This window comes from Sporosarcina sp. USHLN248 (assembly GCF_037144575.1).
Taxonomy (GTDB): domain Bacteria; phylum Bacillota; class Bacilli; order Bacillales_A; family Planococcaceae; genus Sporosarcina; species Sporosarcina contaminans.
In genome coordinates this window covers 28,997-46,907 of sequence record NZ_JBBCZC010000013.1, presented here as the reverse complement: position 1 = coordinate 46,907, position 17,911 = coordinate 28,997, and the positions used below count along the sequence as shown (strand labels likewise).

15 protein-coding genes are annotated in these 17,911 nt (G+C 39.5%); 11 read left to right on the top strand and 4 right to left on the bottom strand.

Annotated features, from left to right (window positions below; translation table 11 throughout):
• Nucleotides 1–174: 174 nt before the first annotated feature.
• From WFH04_RS07200 to WFH04_RS07190, 3 genes are all read left to right on the top strand, one after another.
• Entirely contained in the window at nucleotides 175–3,243 is a 3,069-nt protein-coding gene (locus WFH04_RS07200) for an efflux RND transporter permease subunit (protein ID WP_336823387.1), read from the top strand.
• Nucleotides 3,244–3,586: 343 nt separating this feature from the next.
• On the top strand, nucleotides 3,587–4,339 hold the full coding sequence (locus WFH04_RS07195) for a TerC family protein (protein WP_336823386.1): 753 nt from the start codon (nucleotides 3,587–3,589) through the stop codon (nucleotides 4,337–4,339).
• 122 nt (nucleotides 4,340–4,461) lie between these two features.
• Nucleotides 4,462–5,811, top strand: a complete 1,350-nt coding sequence (locus tag WFH04_RS07190) for a TrkH family potassium uptake protein (protein WP_336823385.1) — start codon at nucleotides 4,462–4,464, stop codon at nucleotides 5,809–5,811.
• 591 nt (nucleotides 5,812–6,402) lie between these two features.
• Here the strand turns inward: WFH04_RS07190 and WFH04_RS07185 are convergent.
• A complete protein-coding gene (locus WFH04_RS07185; protein ID WP_336823384.1) occupies nucleotides 6,403–6,723 on the bottom strand; it encodes a MazG nucleotide pyrophosphohydrolase domain-containing protein in 321 nt (106 codons plus the stop codon).
• A gap of 98 nt (nucleotides 6,724–6,821) precedes the next feature.
• Between WFH04_RS07185 and WFH04_RS07180 the strand changes: the two genes are divergently transcribed.
• Nucleotides 6,822–7,403, top strand: coding sequence for an LOG family protein (locus WFH04_RS07180; RefSeq protein ID WP_336823383.1), 582 nt, complete (start codon nucleotides 6,822–6,824; stop codon nucleotides 7,401–7,403).
• Nucleotides 7,404–7,558: 155 nt separating this feature from the next.
• Here WFH04_RS07180 and WFH04_RS07175 read toward each other — a convergent pair whose 3' ends face one another.
• On the bottom strand, nucleotides 7,559–9,310 hold the full coding sequence (locus tag WFH04_RS07175) for a B12-binding domain-containing radical SAM protein (protein ID WP_336823382.1): 1,752 nt from the start codon (nucleotides 9,308–9,310) through the stop codon (nucleotides 7,559–7,561).
• Nucleotides 9,311–9,511: 201 nt separating this feature from the next.
• Between WFH04_RS07175 and WFH04_RS07170 the strand changes: the two genes are divergently transcribed.
• The gene (locus tag WFH04_RS07170; RefSeq protein WP_336823381.1) at nucleotides 9,512–10,939 is read left to right on the top strand and encodes an ATP-binding protein; all 1,428 of its coding nucleotides are present in this window, start codon (nucleotides 9,512–9,514) and stop codon (nucleotides 10,937–10,939) included.
• Nucleotides 10,940–11,016: 77 nt separating this feature from the next.
• Nucleotides 11,017–11,457, top strand: coding sequence for a MarR family winged helix-turn-helix transcriptional regulator (locus WFH04_RS07165; RefSeq protein WP_336823380.1), 441 nt, complete (start codon nucleotides 11,017–11,019; stop codon nucleotides 11,455–11,457).
• Nucleotides 11,458–12,113: 656 nt separating this feature from the next.
• Here the strand turns inward: WFH04_RS07165 and WFH04_RS07160 are convergent.
• Together WFH04_RS07160 and WFH04_RS07155 are read right to left on the bottom strand one after the other, a co-directional pair.
• Nucleotides 12,114–12,767, bottom strand: a complete 654-nt coding sequence (locus tag WFH04_RS07160; RefSeq protein ID WP_336823379.1) for a hypothetical protein — start codon at nucleotides 12,765–12,767, stop codon at nucleotides 12,114–12,116.
• Nucleotides 12,768–12,816: 49 nt separating this feature from the next.
• The gene (locus WFH04_RS07155; RefSeq protein ID WP_336823378.1) at nucleotides 12,817–13,008 is read right to left on the bottom strand and encodes a YkvS family protein; all 192 of its coding nucleotides are present in this window, start codon (nucleotides 13,006–13,008) and stop codon (nucleotides 12,817–12,819) included.
• Between the two features lie 205 nt (nucleotides 13,009–13,213).
• Here WFH04_RS07155 and WFH04_RS07150 point away from each other — a divergent pair, with 205 nt between their 5' ends.
• The 5 genes from WFH04_RS07150 to WFH04_RS07130 all read left to right on the top strand — a co-directional run bounded on the left by WFH04_RS07150 (nucleotide 13,214) and on the right by WFH04_RS07130 (nucleotide 17,766).
• Nucleotides 13,214–13,393: an aspartyl-phosphate phosphatase Spo0E family protein gene (locus WFH04_RS07150; RefSeq protein WP_336823377.1), complete on the top strand. Its 180-nt coding sequence runs from the start codon at nucleotides 13,214–13,216 to the stop codon at nucleotides 13,391–13,393.
• Nucleotides 13,394–13,406: 13 nt separating this feature from the next.
• Complete coding sequence (locus WFH04_RS07145; protein ID WP_381482448.1) at nucleotides 13,407–14,342, top strand: AAA family ATPase; 936 nt, start codon at nucleotides 13,407–13,409, stop codon at nucleotides 14,340–14,342.
• The gene (locus WFH04_RS07140; protein ID WP_336823376.1) at nucleotides 14,342–15,550 is read left to right on the top strand and encodes a DUF58 domain-containing protein; all 1,209 of its coding nucleotides are present in this window, start codon (nucleotides 14,342–14,344) and stop codon (nucleotides 15,548–15,550) included. Before WFH04_RS07145 ends, WFH04_RS07140 begins: the two co-directional genes overlap by 1 nt.
• Nucleotides 15,493–16,731, top strand: coding sequence for a DUF4129 domain-containing protein (locus WFH04_RS07135; protein ID WP_336823375.1), 1,239 nt, complete (start codon nucleotides 15,493–15,495; stop codon nucleotides 16,729–16,731). Before WFH04_RS07140 ends, WFH04_RS07135 begins: the two co-directional genes overlap by 58 nt.
• Before the next feature lie 141 nt (nucleotides 16,732–16,872).
• Nucleotides 16,873–17,766 (top strand): NAD(P)-dependent oxidoreductase, encoded by an 894-nt coding sequence (locus WFH04_RS07130; protein ID WP_336823427.1) that lies wholly within the window; start codon nucleotides 16,873–16,875, stop codon nucleotides 17,764–17,766.
• Nucleotides 17,767–17,911: the final 145 nt, after the last annotated feature.

The window sequence follows — 17,911 nt, the reverse complement described above, 5'->3', positions numbered from 1 at the left end:
TTATGTGAATTTAATCTATATATTGGTGTTTAGAGGCTGTAATGCGCTTCTGATGCGTTTTTGAAGGATTGGCGTTGGATGTTTTTCAGTGATTTCTATGCTCATAATTGATGTTAGGTGAAACATTCAATATGATGTAAGTAGTGCTTTTTCCGATACGAAAGGGATGTCCAGATGAGAATCAGTAACTTTTCAATTAAACGGCCTGTGTTTACAATTGTCACAATGTTTCTTGTCATCATTTTAGGTGCAGTATCTTTTTTCAAGATACCAGTAACATTAATTCCAGAGTTGAATCCACCGGTCGCTGTCGTTGTAACAAGCTATCCGGGGGCATCATCGACCGAGGTAGATGAAAAGCTGACGAAACCATTAGAGACGAGTTTATCCACTGCACCCGGACTGAAATCAATGCAGTCCTCTTCACAGGAAGGGGCTAACTTCATATTGCTGATGTTTGATTGGTCGACAAATATTGATGATGTTCAATTGGATATTATGCAAAGGATCGACCAAGTGGCTGTTCCAGATGGAGCGAACTCTCCAAGGTTCATGAAGTTTGATCCTGCACAATTTCCGGTTATCCAGCTTTCTTTAAGCAGTAAAGCAGAAGATGCTGATATTCGTAATTTAGCAGAACAGCTCGAAACGGAATTGCGCAGAGCTAAAGGGGTTGCGAGCGTTACAGTTTCAGGTAAGCTTCTGGAAGAAGTTCAAATTATCCTAAGTCAGGAAAAGCTTGAGGAATTTGGTTTAACCCAAACGGATATCGTTCAGATGGTACAAGCAAATAATGTAGCCTTGCCAGGAGAGCCGATTGACACGGAAGATGGCAAACGATTGACAACTCGGATTGTAAGTACATTTACTACGATTACAGATATCCGCAATGTCGTCGTCGGCATGAATCCGCTCACCGGAGAGAAAGTGACCGTTGGGGATGTCGGAGATGTGGCGATGCTTGAAACGGAAAGTAATTCTGAAACGCGGGCAAATGATCACCCGGCGGTTCTCATGTCCGTTCTACAAGAGTCAGGGGCAAATACAGCGTCGGTTTCTACAGCATTTAAAGATGCATTGGACGAGTTGTTGGCACAAGATGAATATAAAGATATTGAAGCAAATATTTTATTTGACCAAGGGGATTATGTGAAGTTAGCCATTAATAATATTGGTCAGTCACTGTTGCTGGGTGGGATTTTTGCAATGGTTGTTCTATTCTTCTTTTTGAGGGGCATTAAAAGCCCGATCATTATTGGAGTAGCCATTCCATATTCAGTCATCGTGACGTTTGTGTTAATGTTTTTTGCCGACTTCTCACTTAATATTATGACGCTTGGCGCTTTGGCGTTAGGAATTGGGATGCTCGTCGACAATGCAATCGTTGTCATAGAAAATATAGAACGGCATTTATCGATGGATAAAGAGCCGAAAGAGGCGGCAAGGGATGGTGCTAAAGAGATTAGTGGCGCCATAACTGCTTCTACTTTAACGACATTGGCAGTGTTCGTGCCAGTCATTTTTATTAGCGGATTGATTGGACAAATTTTCACTGAATTTGCTTTGACCATTTCATTTAGTTTGTTTGCTTCTCTCGTTGTCGCTTTGACAGTCGTTCCGATGATGGCGAGCCGAATGCTTAAAAGACCACGGAAAAACATCGAGGCGAGACGGCGTCGTTCCAAGTCGCTTAACAATTTTGAGCGCTCTGTAAAATGGTCGTTAAAGCACCGGACGCTCGTCCTCTTAACGACAGCGATTCTTCTCGTCGGAAGTGGTTTCGGTTTATACAAAGTTGGCACCGAATTTTTGCCCGCTACCGATGAAGGTTTTTTTAGCATAAATGTTAAACTGCCAAACGGTTCGTCTTTATCTGCAACGAATGAAATTGTCGAACGAATCGAAACGCGTTTGAAGAAAGAGAAGGATATAGATGTATATGTGAGCCTAATTGGTGGCAATCAGCAAAGCATGGCGGAAGGAAGTTCAAAAACGAATACTGCTGAGTTGTATGTGAAACTGTTGCCGATATCAGAAAGGGAACGCTCTGTTTTTCAATTCGTCGATGATGTGCAGCCTGAAATTGTAAAGATGGTTGGAGATGAGGCGAAGATCAATTTCAATATGCAAACTGCCGCAGGTTCAAATCCAAACACGTTAACTTTCATGGTGCAAGATACGGATGAACAAAGGCTGAATCAAGTCGTTACGAAGTTGAATAAACAACTGAAAGAAATGGATGCTGTCTTGGAAGTGTCAAATAATCTCCAAGATACGATTGAAGAAATACATGTAGATGTCAATCGAGAAAAAGCTGCTGAGTTAGGATTATCTCCTTATCAAATCGCTCAAACAGTCAATTCGATCACCCGTGGATCGACTGCTTCCCAATTTATAGATAAGCATGGAGAAGTCGTATCAATTGTTGTGAAGTATGATGAAAGATATCGGGATAGTATTAGCAACTTGAAAAAAATCAAATTAAAGACACCTTCAGGTATATTTATCACTTTAGACGAGATAGCGAATCTATCCATTAAGGAAGGTCCTGTATCCATTCAACGAGTCGATCAATCGCATTCTGTCACTTTTGATGTTAAATACGAGTCTGTTTTCACTTTAGGTGAAATGACAGAAAAGGTGAACGAGCTTTTTGATCATATTGGAGTCCCGAAAGAGACAGACATAAGTTATGGAGGAGACAGGGAGCTGTTTGAAAGTGCCATTGACGATATGCTATTAGCAATTGTGTTGGCAGTTGTATTAGTGTATATCGTGATGGCTGCACAATTTGAATCCTTCAAGTATCCGTTTGTCATTATGTTTTCGGTGCCTTTAATGATAATAGGGGTAGCAATCGGCCTATACGTTACGAATACGCCGATTAGTGTCACGGCCATTATCGGGATTTTAGTTTTGGTCGGTATTGTTGTCAATAACGGTATCGTGCTAGTCGATTATATTAATCAAAGAAAAGATAGCGGGCTTGACTCTTACGATGCGATTATCGCGTCTGTCAGAGACAGGGTTCGACCGATCTTAATGACTGCTTTGACGACGATTTTAGGTTTAATTCCGCTTGCATTAGGAATTGGGGAAGGAACAGAAATGAATCAGCCGATGGGTATTGCTGTAATAGGCGGCTTGATCAGTTCTACGTTTCTGACATTATATGTAGTGCCGATTATGTACAGTTTATTCGATCGAAAAACCAGAAGAAGAGCCGTAGCAAATACGAAATAAGTGAAATAATTGCCTTGGAAGACCGACATTGTGTTTTCCAAGGTTTTAAATTCGCTTTTTATGCATAGTATAAGTGTGAGCATCGTAAAAAATTTGAAGAATAGATTGTACGTCTGGCTATGCGATGTTATAATACATTGAAAGCGCTCAACAACTACATAATACTTTTGACAGTTGTCAAAGGGGAGTAGCTATAGGGAAACCTATTTCATAGTCGTCAATACATGGCATTTGCGCCATCGGTTATGATAGCAGGAACGTACTTAATTTCTGACTTAGCGAGACCTTTGCCTTTTATTAGGTGAGGGTTTTTTTATTGCCAAATAATAAGGAGGAATTAAGGTTGGAAGCAATATTATTGGAATACGCATGGGTACTTGTCGTACTAATTGTTTTAGAAGGATTATTAGCTGCAGATAATGCTGTCGTAATGGCTGTCATGGTTAAGCACTTGCCTAAAGTACAGCAGAAAAAGGCACTTTTTTACGGTCTATTAGGAGCGTTCGTTTTCAGGTTCGGCGCATTGTTCATGATTACATTTTTAGTAAACATTTGGCAAATCCAAGCTTTAGGAGCTGCTTATCTATTATTCATATCGATAAAAAGCTTGATGGATAAAGGGAAGGATCACTCGGACGAAATTAAAAAGCCACGCAAACAGTCTGGTTTCTGGATGACTGTTTTAAAGGTTGAATTGGCGGATATTGCATTTGCCTTAGATTCAATGCTTGCGGCTGTCGCATTAGCTGTAACATTGCCTGAGTTAGGAGATTTCCATATTGGCGGTATTAACGGTGGACAATTCATCGTCATGCTGTTAGGAGGAATTGTCGGATTAATCTTGATCCGATTTGCAGCGAGACAGTTCGTAGTTTTGTTGGAAAAGTATCCTTCACTTGAAACAGCTGCATTTTTAATCGTTGGATGGGTCGGCATTAAGTTAGTCGTATTAACGCTAGCGCATCAAAAAGTACAGTTGATTGATACGGCATTTCCGCATTCTGCTGTTTGGAAAACGACGTTTTGGGTTGTGCTTGCAGCGATTGCTATTGGTGGATATATTACTGCAATGGCAAAAAGTAAAAAGAAAGCATAATGTTCTTCCCGGCGGCAAAATTTTGTGCCGGTTTTTTAATCTTTTCTATAGATTTTCTTTCTTTTTCATAAGAAGTTATCTAAAATGAAAAGATACTCGTCTGAGGGAAGGAACAGATTGTAATGAAGATCACAAGAGAAAAACTTCATAAATTTACGCCAGCACAAGTAATTGTATTTTATTATTTTTTGGCGATCGGTTTTTCATTTCTTTTATTGAATTTACCAGGGGTCTATAATCCAGGAGTAAAAGTTAGTTTCATCGACAGTCTATTTACTGCAGTAAGTGCAGTGAGTGTTACTGGATTGACGCCGATTAGCATAGGAGACACGTACTCTGTGTTTGGATTGTGCATGCTCATGTTAGTTCTTCAATTAGGCGGAATTGGCATTATGTCCATCGGTACGTTTTTTTGGCTGCTCATTAGAAAGCGGATTGGATTGAGGGAACGCCAATTGATTATGGTCGATCATAACCAGTATTCGTTAGCAGGTGTCGTGCAGCTCATTCAGCAAATTGTGAGGATTATCGTTTTAATTGAAGTAGTCGGCGGTATAATTCTAACAATCTACATTATGAGATTTTACGATTCATTTAGCGAAGCGCTTTTGAACGGCATGTTTTTGTCAGTGTCGGCGACTACGAACGCTGGCTTCGATATTACAGGTGTTTCATTGAAGCCTTATTTCGATGATTATTTTGTCCAAACCGTTATTATGATTTTAATTGTGTTAGGGGCAATCGGTTTTCCGGTGCTTGTCGAGGTAAAAAGCTATTTTTCAAAAAAAGTGCCAAACTTCCGCTTCTCTCTTTTTACGAAAATTACAACTGTAACTTTTGGCTTTTTACTAATATGGGGTGCACTTCTCATCTTCATTCTTGAATCCTTTCATTCGTTTAAAGGAATGGCATGGCATGAAAAAATTTTCGCCTCATTGTTCCATTCTGTTTCAGCGAGGTCAGCTGGTTTAACGACGTACGATATAACAAACTTTAGCGACGCAACGGATATTTTCATATCGTCTTTAATGTTTATAGGGGCTTCTCCAAGTTCAGTAGGAGGAGGCATAAGAACGACGACATTCGCAATTGCGGTGCTATTTTTAATTAACTTTGCCCGAGGAAATAATGTCATCAACATTTTTAAACGTGAAATTAAACTGATCGATGTTTATCGATCCTATGCTGTCATTTTATTGGCGGCTGTCATGGTGATGACAGCATTGCTTATATTATTAATAACAGAACCGACAATCCCGGTCATCCCATTGCTATTTGAAATCACTTCCGCATTCGGTACGTGTGGCATGTCTTTAGACATCACTTCCGAATTGTCATCATTTGGAAAAGTGATCATTATGATATTAATGTTCATCGGCCGCGTCGGACTAATCTCCTTCCTATATACATTAGGCGGAAAAACAAACAAACGCCCATACAGTTATCCAAAAGAAAGAGTAATTATTGGGTAATCTCAAAAGCGGAGAGGGGCGTTTAGCCCTGACAGGCACTGGAAGAACAGAGCCTAAGGCGCTTTTTGCCTTAGACTCTGTTCTGAAGTGACCCGAAGGGCTGCCCCTCGAAGTCTGGATGTATCAAAAGCGGAAGGAGGCGATTAACTGCGACTGGCGCTGGAGAGCCTGAATATAAGGCGCTTTTTGCCTTATGCTTCAGGATCGAAGCGACCCGAGAGGCTGCTGCCCGGAGTCTGGACGAAACAAAAGCGGAGAGGGGCGTTTAGCCCTGACAGGCACTGGAAGAACAGAGCCTAAGGCGCTTTTTGTCTTAGACTCTGTTCTGAAGTGACCCGAAGGGCTGCCCCTCGAAGTCTGGATGTATCAAAAGCGGAGGGCAGCGTTTAGCCTCGACAGGCGTTGGTCGATTTAGAGCGCCGCGTTCTGCGGCAATTTCCCAATTTGGACAGTAAAAAGGTGGAAGAGATGTACTTCCACCGCTATCGTTAGTCGTTCGCTCTTATCTTTCGCTAACTCATCTTAAATTCTTTTAGATTAAGCAAATCATTTCTTACTTCCTACGTTAAATTCTGGTAAAAATATATTTTTTTATTCATTAGAGTAACGCTTTGAGAGTTTCTCTTTATGAGAATTAAACACTTCTTCTAAAGAAATGTTATATTGATTGGCGATTACAATTACGTTGCCTAATACATCTCCCAACTCTTCGATCAAAGCCTTTCGATTATTCATAAAAGAATCTGTTACTTCGTCAGGTCGATCCCTTCCAATCTCAAGAGCTCTGATGGCTCGTGCTACTTCCCCTGTTTCCTCTGCCAAAAATCCAATACGAATGAAAATATCTAAATCAGACCAGCCTCTATTTTCATAATAATCATGTACCCATTTTTGAAATTCAGTTACATCCATTTCTTACCACTCCTTAAATTTCATTTCCATAGAAGTTTAACAAACGATCAAGACTTTTGTATAATATAATTGCTGAATTCGCTAGGGGGACGGTCATAATGAAAAGCATAGCTGTATTTTGTGGTTCCAGTGCTGGAGCATCTAATGTATATATGGAAAATGCCAAAGAGTTTGGCAGGGAACTAGCCAAGCGCAATATTACCCTTGTGTATGGTGGAGCAAGTGTTGGTGTTATGGGAGCAGTTGCGGATACTGTTTTACATGAAGGTGGACAAGTCATTGGAATCATGCCTTCTTTTTTAGAGCAGAGAGAAATATCGCATAAAAGATTATCCAAGCTAATCGTAGTCGATTCCATGCATGAGAGAAAGGCTAAAATGGCAGAGCTGTCAGAAGGTTTTGTTGCTTTACCAGGTGGGCCAGGAACATTAGAAGAATTCTTTGAAATTTTTACATGGGCTCAATTGGGACTTCACCAAAAGCCATGTGGTCTTCTAAATAGTAATCATTATTTTGATCCACTCATTGAACTGTTTAACCATATGACAAAGGAGCAATTTTTACACGAAAAGTATCGCTCTATGGCGATTGTAGATGTTGAGCCGAGCCGATTACTTGATAGGTTTGATTCTTATGAACCGCCTACAATTAAAACCTACATTAAAGAAAAACAGATTTAAAAGCTAACAACAGACCGAGATAGAACCATTTGGAACTAAACTTCCTTGCCTTTAATACTTCTTGCCTTCTTTTTCACAAAAATAAACCAATACTCAATATAGAAGGCTGCTGGATAGTCGTGAAGTGACCTTTCCAACAGCCTTTTTTGAGTGCATTAAGAGATTGCCAATGCTTCTTGGATAAAGTGGAACTGCGGTTTCTCGCCACGGCAGAAAAATGTGACGAGATAGCCCTGTTTCTCTTCAATCAATCCACTTTTCGCTTTGATTGGATCAATCGCTATAGGAGTAATAAAAGTATGCTTCCGAATATTTCGCTCATTCAAGCGGGTAGGCGTTTTTATTTTGGACAATAAATGATCGTTCGATAGGATCATCCGTTCCACGGAAGAAAGCGTTTCAGGAGAAATATCATTTTCCCACCAAATATGCCGAGGCTGGAATGAGTGGTGAGACAAATAATCGATCTTCATTAAACTCAACACAATTTCCATATTCGCTTTCGCATATGTCGTTAAAAACGCATGAAGCCGAGTATATAAATCTTGCAGTTGGTGGCCGATTCTTGCCCACCCTTTCGACTCCCAAAAGGCACCGAAATCTTGGAAGAAGTCGAAAGGTGTTTCGAAAACTTTTGAAACGAGATACTCGATTGTATGAGGCATTCGATTGTCATTCCAATATTTTTCTAAAACATCTTCTGTCTGCTTAATGCGCAATACATCATCGAAGGATAGTACATTATTTGAAAGTATTTCATAAGGTGCTTCGTCGATATATGTATAACCATATTGTTCTGCTTGGATGCGCAGTCCTGTCCCTCTAAGAAGCTTCAAGAAGCCAAGTTGCAGCTCTTCAGGACGCATGGCGAAAACATCATTGAATGTTTTTCTGAAGGAATCGTAGTCTTCTTCAGGTAGCCCCGCAATCAAATCAAGATGCTGGGCAATTTTACCGCCTTCTTTAACCATATTAACTGTCCGAGAAAGCTTTTCGAAGTTTTGCCGGCGTTTAACGAGTTCATTTGTTAAGTCATTCGTCGATTGGACGCCAATTTCGAAACGGAATAGTCCAGCTGGAGCGTTCTCATTTAAAAAGTTAATGACTTCTGGCCGCATAATATCACCAGTTATTTCGAACTGGAAAACAGTGCCCGGCTTATGCTCGTCAATAAGGAATTGAAACATCTCCATTGCGTAGCTCCGGCTTATATTAAATGTCCGATCAACGAATTTAATTGTTTTAGCTCCATTCTCCATCAAATAGCGTATGTCCTCTTTAATTGCTTCTCTATTGAAATACCGGACGCCAACTTCAATCGAGGAAAGGCAAAATTGACAAGAAAATGGACAGCCCCTGCTCGTTTCAATATAGGTTACACGATTGGATAAATGAGGAACGTCTTCCTCGAATCTAAAGGGGGAAGGCAATTCACGCAAATCTAATTTTGGTCCCGGTGCAGTCACTTTCAACTGACCATCTTCCATATAAGCAATCCCTTGAACGTCTTTCAATTCACATTTACCGGAATGGTAATCCAATAGTTGCTTAAACGTCCGTTCTCCTTCCCCAATTGCAATAAAATCGATTTCTGGCACTTTCGTTAGCCAAATGTCGTAATCATAAGTAACTTCTGGTCCTCCCGCAATTATAACAATTTCCGGATTCGCCTTTTTTAGTGTACGGATGACTTTTAATGACTCTTCAATATTCCAAATATATAAACTAAAACCTACAATTCTTGGCCTTTTCTGATAAATATCTGATACAATGTTTAATGTCGGGTCTTTTATAGTGTATTCTGAAAGTACTGGATCATAATCTGGTGCAACGAATGATTTAAGATAACGTATGGCTAGATTCGTATGGATATATTTTGCGTTCAAAGTGGCTAATACAATGTTCATGCTAAAACTCCTTTGTATTGTTACTATGCTAATGTTCTTGTTTATGTATCATTTTACACTGAAATTAGGATGAAAATACTATTTTATTACGACTGACAATATGGAATAATCAGAAATAGGGACTCTTTATGAACGAAATTTGTTAGCATGATTTATTGTTTTTTCTCATACTGTCTGTTATAGGGCACAGGAGGTATCAAGTTGGATAATCATGAAAAAGCTTTGAAAAGCATGTCGCTTCTTATGGATGACAGCAAACGGCCTGGCTTGGTTTTGGATATCGATGGTGCAATCCGTGGAATGAATGATCATTTCAAGATTCATTTTACAGCAGCATCGGGAAATATTAAAGATTTGATAGACCTGACCTCTCAGCGGACTTGGGATCAGTTTGTAGAGCGCGCTTTGCATGCTCAAGAAATGATTATGGAATTGCTGCCAATGACTTTTAAAGACGAGCAGCGTAATGAATATCACGTTCACCTTATTTACATGCCTGATCTAAAACAGGTAATTGCCTTATTTGACGCCCCTACGCTCAATGATAGGCTTTCAAATGTCTACGTAAACGCCTTTAGAAAATCTAATAATTTCATGCTCCTTGTAGACTTGAAAGGTGAGATTTACGATGTCAATGAAATGCATAGTAAATTCATCAATAAAAGTCGAGAAGAACTGATTGGAAAAAGCTTATCGGTCATCACGAAGCTTATACATCCTGATAAGACAGCCGAGTATACGAATGCGCATCTTGCTAAAGCGAAAGAAAAAGGTCAAGTCGATGTCATCATTCCTTTTTACAGAGCTCATGACGACACAAGATACTATCATATTACAACGTATCATGATAAAGAAACAAATATGTTCATCATTCAAATGGCGGATTGCACTGAAATAGAGAATTTAGAAGTCCAATTGGCTCATTCTGGTTCATTATCTGCTGTTGGACAACTTGCTGCAAGTGTGGCGCATGAAATTCGAAATCCGATCACTACTTTAAAAGGATTCACTCAATTGTTACGTGTATCGGCTTCAGAAGACTCCATCCGCTATATTACTGTCATTGAAGATGAAATAGAAAGAATGGAGTCGATTTTAAGTCAAATGCTTGTACTGTCAAAGCCTTCTGTAAAGAAAAAGGCTGCTTTTTCGCTTTCAGAGCTCATAGAAGATATGGCTTCAGTATTATATCCGAAAGCTTTGATGGAAGGAATTGAAATCATTAAAAAAAGTGATTTCAAAAAAGCGCCGATGATTTTCGGAGATGCAGCAAAAATGAAACAGGTCCTATTAAATTTATTTAAAAATAGTTTAGACGCGATGCAAGCAGGGGGAACTTTGACGATCTGCTTGCAAGAATCGGATGATTTACTTGTTTTATCTGTACAAGATACAGGAAAAGGTATGAACCATAATCAAATTAATCAAGTTTTCATGCCGTTTTTCAGCTCGAAGCCTGGAGGAACCGGTTTAGGGCTGCCATTTGTTTTAAAGACGGTAGAAGAGCATGGAGGAACGATTTCTGTGGAGAGCGAAGTGGGAAAGGGCACTCTTTTCACAATTAAAATACCATTTGCTGCGGATAAATATTTGCAGTTAGTGAAAGATAGGGAGAGCATCGTTTCATAATCCTTTTTTGACATAATATTCGTCTAACCGCTATAATGATTGCATGTCAAGAAGGATAATAGAAGGTGGACCAGACTATGGGAAAAGATACAGAACGAGCATTGAAATTATTTATTGTACTTTCAAGAGCAAGCAAGGTTGTTTTAGAAGAAGCCAATAAGTTAACCGACACGTATAATTTGAATCCTACGGAATTCGCCGTATTGGAGCTTTTGTATCACAAAGGCAGACAGCCAATTCAAAAGATCGGACAAAAGATTTTGTTGAGAAGCGGATCTATGACGTATGTTGTGGATAAGCTTGAAAAGAAGGGTCTCCTTGAACGTGTTTTCTGTCAAGAAGATAAAAGGATTACCTATATGTCGATTACCGACGAAGGAAAAAAGAGGATTGAAGAAATTTTTCCGTCGCATGAAGAAAATATCAAATCAATCATGTCCGCGTTAACAGAAGAAGAACAAGAAACAGCAATTGAATTGCTTCGGAAATTGGGGCTATCTGTTAAAAGTTTGTCCTGAGGCAACAAAAGACTGCTCGTATATAAAAGACTGTAGAGAATGTTTCTTTTCATCTATCTACAGTCTTTTTATGATTGATAGATAGGAATTAGAGATTTACTCAGTAGGGCTGAAATGTCGGGGATAATTGTTCTGAGAGCGTTAACTACCATTTTCTCTATCATGAAAGCTCTATGCAATAATTTTCATTTGTGATCTTTGGATTTAAAAATCGGCCTTTCTAAAAATGGTGGTTTGGTCTCTAGAATCAACGATATTTTGTATGTTTCCTTCCTGTTGTTGTGGAAAAATAATAATTGCTTGGAGTGGAAGGTGGCGACTTCTCGGAAATGCGCGCACTTCCTTCGAGCGGATGATTCGGTGATGCTGATTTAATGTCCTGCGAAGCGTGTCACTCCAAATGGCTTGTAAATAAAAGCGAGGTGTTAGGAGCACATACTTTCCAGAACATAGAACGAAGAACATACTTTGCGAGTGAAAAAAGTCTTCATTTCCAAAAATAATTGCAGAAATACGGCAATTTGAACTCTTCGTTGTTCGATTGGTTCACACGCAGAAAGCGTCTGCCTAAAACGGAAACCCAACCACAATATGGTCAAAAAAGGAACTGTCGTAGAAAGTCAATTTTCACTGACTTTCTGGACAGCTCCTTTTCATTATTTCTTTTGAATTGTTTCACCCATTTGAATGAAGTCGTTGTAATGCTCTGCTTCAGGTGAATCAAAAATTGTCAATCGAATGAGTAAGTCTCCTTGTTCAAAAACAATTCCAGTTATTGGGCTATCTTCTGACTGTACTGTAAATGCTTTTACTCGTTCAATTCCTTCGGCGGAAGGCAGTTTTTCTTCATCCGTTACTTCTGTCAATTCTTCCGTATCAGCGGATGCTTTCAACGTTTCTTGCATATTTTCAAGTAAATATTCATAGTCGCCGTCAGCAGATAACTGCGTTTCAATTCTCATAAAATATTCGCCATCATCACCGAAATACAGACTGTCACGTCCTGGCTCTTCACTCGTTAAAGTATATTCAGGAAGCACGTATAAGGCATAATCTTGAGCATCGCTATCTTGTAGTGCTGCTTTGTCCATGTCGGACTGCACGTTTTCTTGCTCTTGTCCCTCATCCTCATTTTCATCTTCCAACGATAAATCAGTATCATTTGTTTCGTCTACATTCGTCTCTGTTTCATCCACAACGCCGCTTGAACCGTTCGATTTTTCATTGTCATTGCCTGAATCAGTTCCACAGGCGGTAAGGATCATCGCAGCTGAGAAACCAGTAAGTAGAAGCTTCCAATTGATCTTCATAAAAAATCCCTCCTGTCACTTTATTGGACGTACAATGAAGTGGAATGTTTCAGTTCTCGTCATTTCCATGAATAATCGTATATCGTTTATGGTTGACGACTGTTTTTTCTTCTAATTCCAGCTCATCGAAGTTTTCCATGAAAGTAAGATCAACGATGACGGAGTTTTCGTTGACTTTTTCAACGATTCCTTGCAGTCCATCCTTAAATTCTATAATATTTCCGACTTCCGCAATTTTCATAGCGAAATCAACTCCTTAAGAGATTATCTTTTATAGTTTGCCTTAAAACATAGTAAAGGTAAAGAAATTTACTTGTAAATTACGGAGTAAATCGTTGGTTGCCGAAAAAAACGAATTGTCGAATTAAGTCGAAAAGTAAGTGCCATTCTATTCAGATTTCATAGTATAATAAGACTTTAAGATTGTTGCCCTGGGGGGAATGCGCTTGAATCTAAAAATTATAAAGAAAATCGAAGCAGCGCGCAATGAATTGATTCGATTGGCAAAAAGTGAAGGTCTTTCTTCTGAAGCAACCATCGAGAGCAGCAAAGCGCTTGATCGTTTGTTAAATGAGTATATGAAACTTGAAGGGGAGTTCAAGCGATCACGGAAAGGGCAAAATTGAAAGGGTGATGGAATTGGTGTCGATCAAGGAGTTTAGGGAAGAGCTGAATACGGCAGTCGTTGGCCGCGAACAGGAATTTGATCTCATGTTAATTGCGTTGTTGCAGCAAGGCCATGTGTTATTGGAAAGTGTGCCTGGATCAGGTAAAACAATGATGGCAAAAAGCTTTGCCAATGCTTTTAAAGGTGATTTTAAACGGGTGCAATTCACGCCTGACGTATTGCCATCAGATGTAACGGGCATCCGGTTTTACAATCCACAAACGCAGGAGTTCGTATTGAAAGCAGGCCCTGTTTCAACAAATATTTTATTAGCTGATGAAATTAATAGAGCGACGCCGAGAACACAATCTAGCCTGCTTGAGTCGATGGAAGAAAGGCAAGTGACAGTAGACGGCGAAACGATCAAATTACCGACGCCATTCATGGTCATTGCTACGCAAAACCCAATTGAATCTCAGCAAGGAACCTTTCCTTTGCCGGCGGCGCAGCTAGACCGATTTTTGTTTAAAATAAAAATCGATTACCCTACTTTTGAGGAAGAGCATCTTATTTTGAAACAATATGGAACACGTCCTGGTGCGATCTTAACGAAAACGGTTATTGATGCAGACGTTGTAGGAAGATGGGCAAAAGAAGCAAGTGATGTAGTTGTACATGAAGATATTGAAAGGTATATTTTAAAAATTGTTAGGGCTACGAGGGAGCATCCGCTAGTAGAGTTAGGGCTCAGTTCACGGGCTGCGCTAGCTATATTGCAAGCTACAAAGACAAGAGCTTTCATAGACGGCAGGAGTTTTGCAACACCAGATGATGTGAAGAAGATTTTAGGACCTGCAGCACTTCATCGTATGGAGCTTTCCACAGAAGGTGTTTTGACGAAAGGGATGGAAGAGGTTTTACAGGAAATCGTCCAGTCGATCGCTGCACCGTTAGAGGCGACAGTTTAATGAAATGGACTCGTTATGAAACAGGATTTTCAGCGATCCAGCAAGGCATGGTTATTACGTTCGTTTTTGCTATATTTTCATTCCTCCTGTCACAATTATTACTAACAGCTTGTTTTGCAGCCGTATTTGCGACATTGGCTTATCAAAATCGTTATTTCTCGAAAGTAGGCCAACATTTTACTTTAAAGGTCAAATCAAAACAAAACCGTATTTTGATCGGTGATGAGGAAGAGTTGATTTTGGAAATCGAAAATGGTGTCGTACCGATTTGGAATGCAGTTTTGACGATGTCAATTGAAGATGCAGTTTTGCCGAAAGAGGTACCATTAAAAAACTATAGCGGTATTTATGATTTGACGCTGCCTGTTGCTGTTGGCAGCAATAAAAAAATTGAGATTAAAATACCGCTTGAAGGGAAGAGAAGGGGAGTTTCTCGTATTACGAGGGTTGTCATAGAGATTCCGCATCTTTTTGGGGATGGCTTTGTCATGATGGAATTAGACGAGCCGATATATTATCAAAGTTTAGTGTATCCAAAAATCACGCCGCTTGATGGATCATTGAAATCCTCTCCGTTTAAGCCAGGCGAGGTTGAACAAAGGCAATCGCTTTACCGTGATACTTTCCAGCCTGTTGGAACGCGTGACTATGTTCCGACTGATCGGTTCGATCAAATTCATTGGAAAGCGAGCGCTCGAATGCAAAAGCTTCAGACGAAGGAATTCCTTCCGGTAAGCTCCCAAAATGTTGTACTTATGTTGAATGTTATTGAAAAAGATCGGAAGAGCGAGGACTTTGAACGAAAGGTTGAGAGGCTAACTTCTTATGCGCATTTTTGTACGAGCCATCAAATTCCATATTCCGTAGCGATCAATATTCGAACATTTGGAGCGACGCCATATATCTTTATTCCGGCTAACCAAGGAAAGATTCATTTTCTGAAGGTGATGGAAACGCTCGCGCAAATTTCGGATAAACATGCGAAAATGCCTTTTGAAGATGTAATGCAAAGCATGGCTGCAAAAGGCCAACTGTCTCCGACGATTGTGTTAGTTAGCCATGAAACGAATCGTTTGAACAGCCTTTGCTATAAGTGGTCGAAGCAATATAAAGTCATTTTAGATCACGCATTTGAAGGGGAGGAGCAGAAATGGGACATGACACAGCCGCAATTGACCAAAATCGATTCATTTTATCCGAGCGCCTAATTGTTGAACTGTTTCTAGTCTCCTATATATTCATCTTCTTCTTAGGAGAAACTGGGTCGTACATGCCATATATATGGATGACAATTGCGATTCTTGGTGGTATTGCAGCTTTTTATGTGTTCAAATCTCGCGATTATTCAATTGGCTATGGAATAGGACTATCTTTCATGATGACAGCACCACTTTATTTCTTTGGCGTACCGTTTGTAAATATCTTGTTTTTCTTTATCTACACTTTATGGAGGATGCAATACAATTTTAATGGATCTCGCATTAAAGGCTGGCCGTTCTTTTTTGTCAATTCAATCGTGTTCATTGTGCTGTATTTATTAGCTCGAATCATTTTCGTCCATAATATTCCTGAACCATTGATGCAACAACAAATCATTATTTATTTTGTTTCTTCATTTTTGTTTTATTTTATCCGAATGATAACAATATGGGTGAATGGCAGGCGGTTTGGCACTTTAAAATTCATAGAAACTGGTAAAGTATTTGGTTCTATTTTAGGTGTGGGGACAATTGTATTTATTGCGGTTTTATTTATTTTGCAACCAATCAGGTCAGGGGTCATTAAAGTATTTAGTTACTTATTGAATTTTTTCTTTTCAATGTACGGTAAAATATTGAATCCGATCTATAATTTCATAACAGGTTCGAATAGGAGCATCGAAGAAGAGGAAGGCGAAAGCGAATATATTGATTTCGAAATGCAAGATAAGTATACCGTTTTCGGCAACAGTGATCGAATCCTTTTTGAAGTAGTGTCATCAGTTGTCGTATTTATCGTTTTGATTGTGGTTATCGTCATCCTGTTTAAAAAGAGTAAAAAGCGTTTACTAGCTGGGGAGCAGATGAAACACACTTTCATCTTTAAGGGTAGACGCAATGAGAAGAAATCTGTAAAGTCATTGCGCTATGATTATTCAGAAGCAAACGATAAAGTTAGAAAAGCGTTTAAATCATTTGAAGAAAATGCCCAATCCGTAAATTCACCTCGTATGGTAGGAGAAACTGTGAGGGAATGGTTTAAACGGATGGGGTGGGGAGAACAAGAAATCGTATTTAATTTATATGACCAAGTAAGATACGGTTCTTATCCTATTTCAAATGAAGAGGCGGAACAATTTTTGAAAGCGCTTGATAAAATAAAAGAAATATTTTTTAAAAAAGATGTTTAAGAAGCATGAAAAGGGGGGATATTAAGATTGAACACAGCAACATTCTCATTTCCCCCTTTTGAGGACAGACCCTTTATCGGATCTGTCCTCCTTTTTTATTGTCGAAAGACGGATTGTCAATCGTATGAATCTTTTGATACGATAAATAAAAAAGGTGGGGTTGACATGGACAAGTTATCAATTGGTTTTATAGGAACTGGTGTTATGGGAGGAAGTATTGTTAAGCATTTGCTCGCTGCTGGCCATAAAGTGACGGTATATACTCGTTCGAAGCACAAAGCAATGCCACTAATAGAAGCTGGCGCCAATTGGGCGGACACACCTGCACAAGTGGCTAAATCAGCGGATGTCGTAATGACAATGGTTGGTTATCCATCTGATGTGGAAGAGGTCTATTATGGAGATGAAGGGATTTTTCAAAGTTGCAAAGAAGGCCAAATCGTCATTGATTTGACTACCTCAAGCCCGTCATTAGCGAAAAGGATTGCAAAAGATGCCGCAGAAAAAGGTATGTCATCTTTGGATGCTCCTGTATCTGGTGGAGATATTGGTGCTCAAAATGGCACGCTATCGATAATGTGCGGTGGAGATGAAAAGACTTTTGAGCATATGCTCCCGCTATTACAAGTTTTCGGCAAGCAAATTGTCTACCAGGGTGAAGCCGGGGCTGGCCAACATTCGAAAATGAGCAATCAAATCGCCATTGCAACAAATATGATCGGTGTTTGTGAGGCATTGATTTATGCGAAACGAGCGGGTTTGGATGCGAATAAAGTGTTGCAATCCATTTCATCTGGTGCAGCGGGATCATGGTCTTTAAGCAACCTTTCTCCAAGAATGTTAAAAGGAGATTTTGAGCCAGGCTTTTTCGTGAAGCACTTTTTGAAAGATATGAAAATTGCTTTGAAAGAAGCGGAAGAAATGAGTTTGCCTTTACCAGGCCTTCGGTTGGCTAAAGAAATGTACGAAGAACTTGTCAATGACGGCTATGGAGATAAAGGAACGCAAGTGCTGTTTCAAAGCTATGAGAGATAAAGTAAATCTATTTTCGATGTGAAAAATTAGTTAGACGTTCCCTTCCTACATGTTTTATTGTGTGCCTTACGTTATAATCAATGATGAATTTTGTTAAAAAGGGACGATTGCTTTATTGATAGCATCGAATAGAGAGGAATCATTT

Coding starts and splice junctions, on each gene's coding strand:
- WFH04_RS07200 (WP_336823387.1), top strand. CDS start 175: ATGAGAATCAGTAACTTTTCAATTAAACGGCCTGTGTTTACAATTGTC.
- WFH04_RS07190 (WP_336823385.1), top strand. CDS start 4,462: ATGAAGATCACAAGAGAAAAACTTCATAAATTTACGCCAGCACAAGTA.
- WFH04_RS07185 (WP_336823384.1), bottom strand. CDS start 6,723: ATGGATGTAACTGAATTTCAAAAATGGGTACATGATTATTATGAAAAT.
- WFH04_RS07180 (WP_336823383.1), top strand. CDS start 6,822: ATGAAAAGCATAGCTGTATTTTGTGGTTCCAGTGCTGGAGCATCTAAT.
- WFH04_RS07175 (WP_336823382.1), bottom strand. CDS start 9,310: ATGAACATTGTATTAGCCACTTTGAACGCAAAATATATCCATACGAAT.
- WFH04_RS07165 (WP_336823380.1), top strand. CDS start 11,017: ATGGGAAAAGATACAGAACGAGCATTGAAATTATTTATTGTACTTTCA.
- WFH04_RS07160 (WP_336823379.1), bottom strand. CDS start 12,767: ATGAAGATCAATTGGAAGCTTCTACTTACTGGTTTCTCAGCTGCGATG.
- WFH04_RS07155 (WP_336823378.1), bottom strand. CDS start 13,008: ATGAAAATTGCGGAAGTCGGAAATATTATAGAATTTAAGGATGGACTG.
- WFH04_RS07140 (WP_336823376.1), top strand. CDS start 14,342: ATGAAATGGACTCGTTATGAAACAGGATTTTCAGCGATCCAGCAAGGC.
- WFH04_RS07135 (WP_336823375.1), top strand. CDS start 15,493: ATGGGACATGACACAGCCGCAATTGACCAAAATCGATTCATTTTATCC.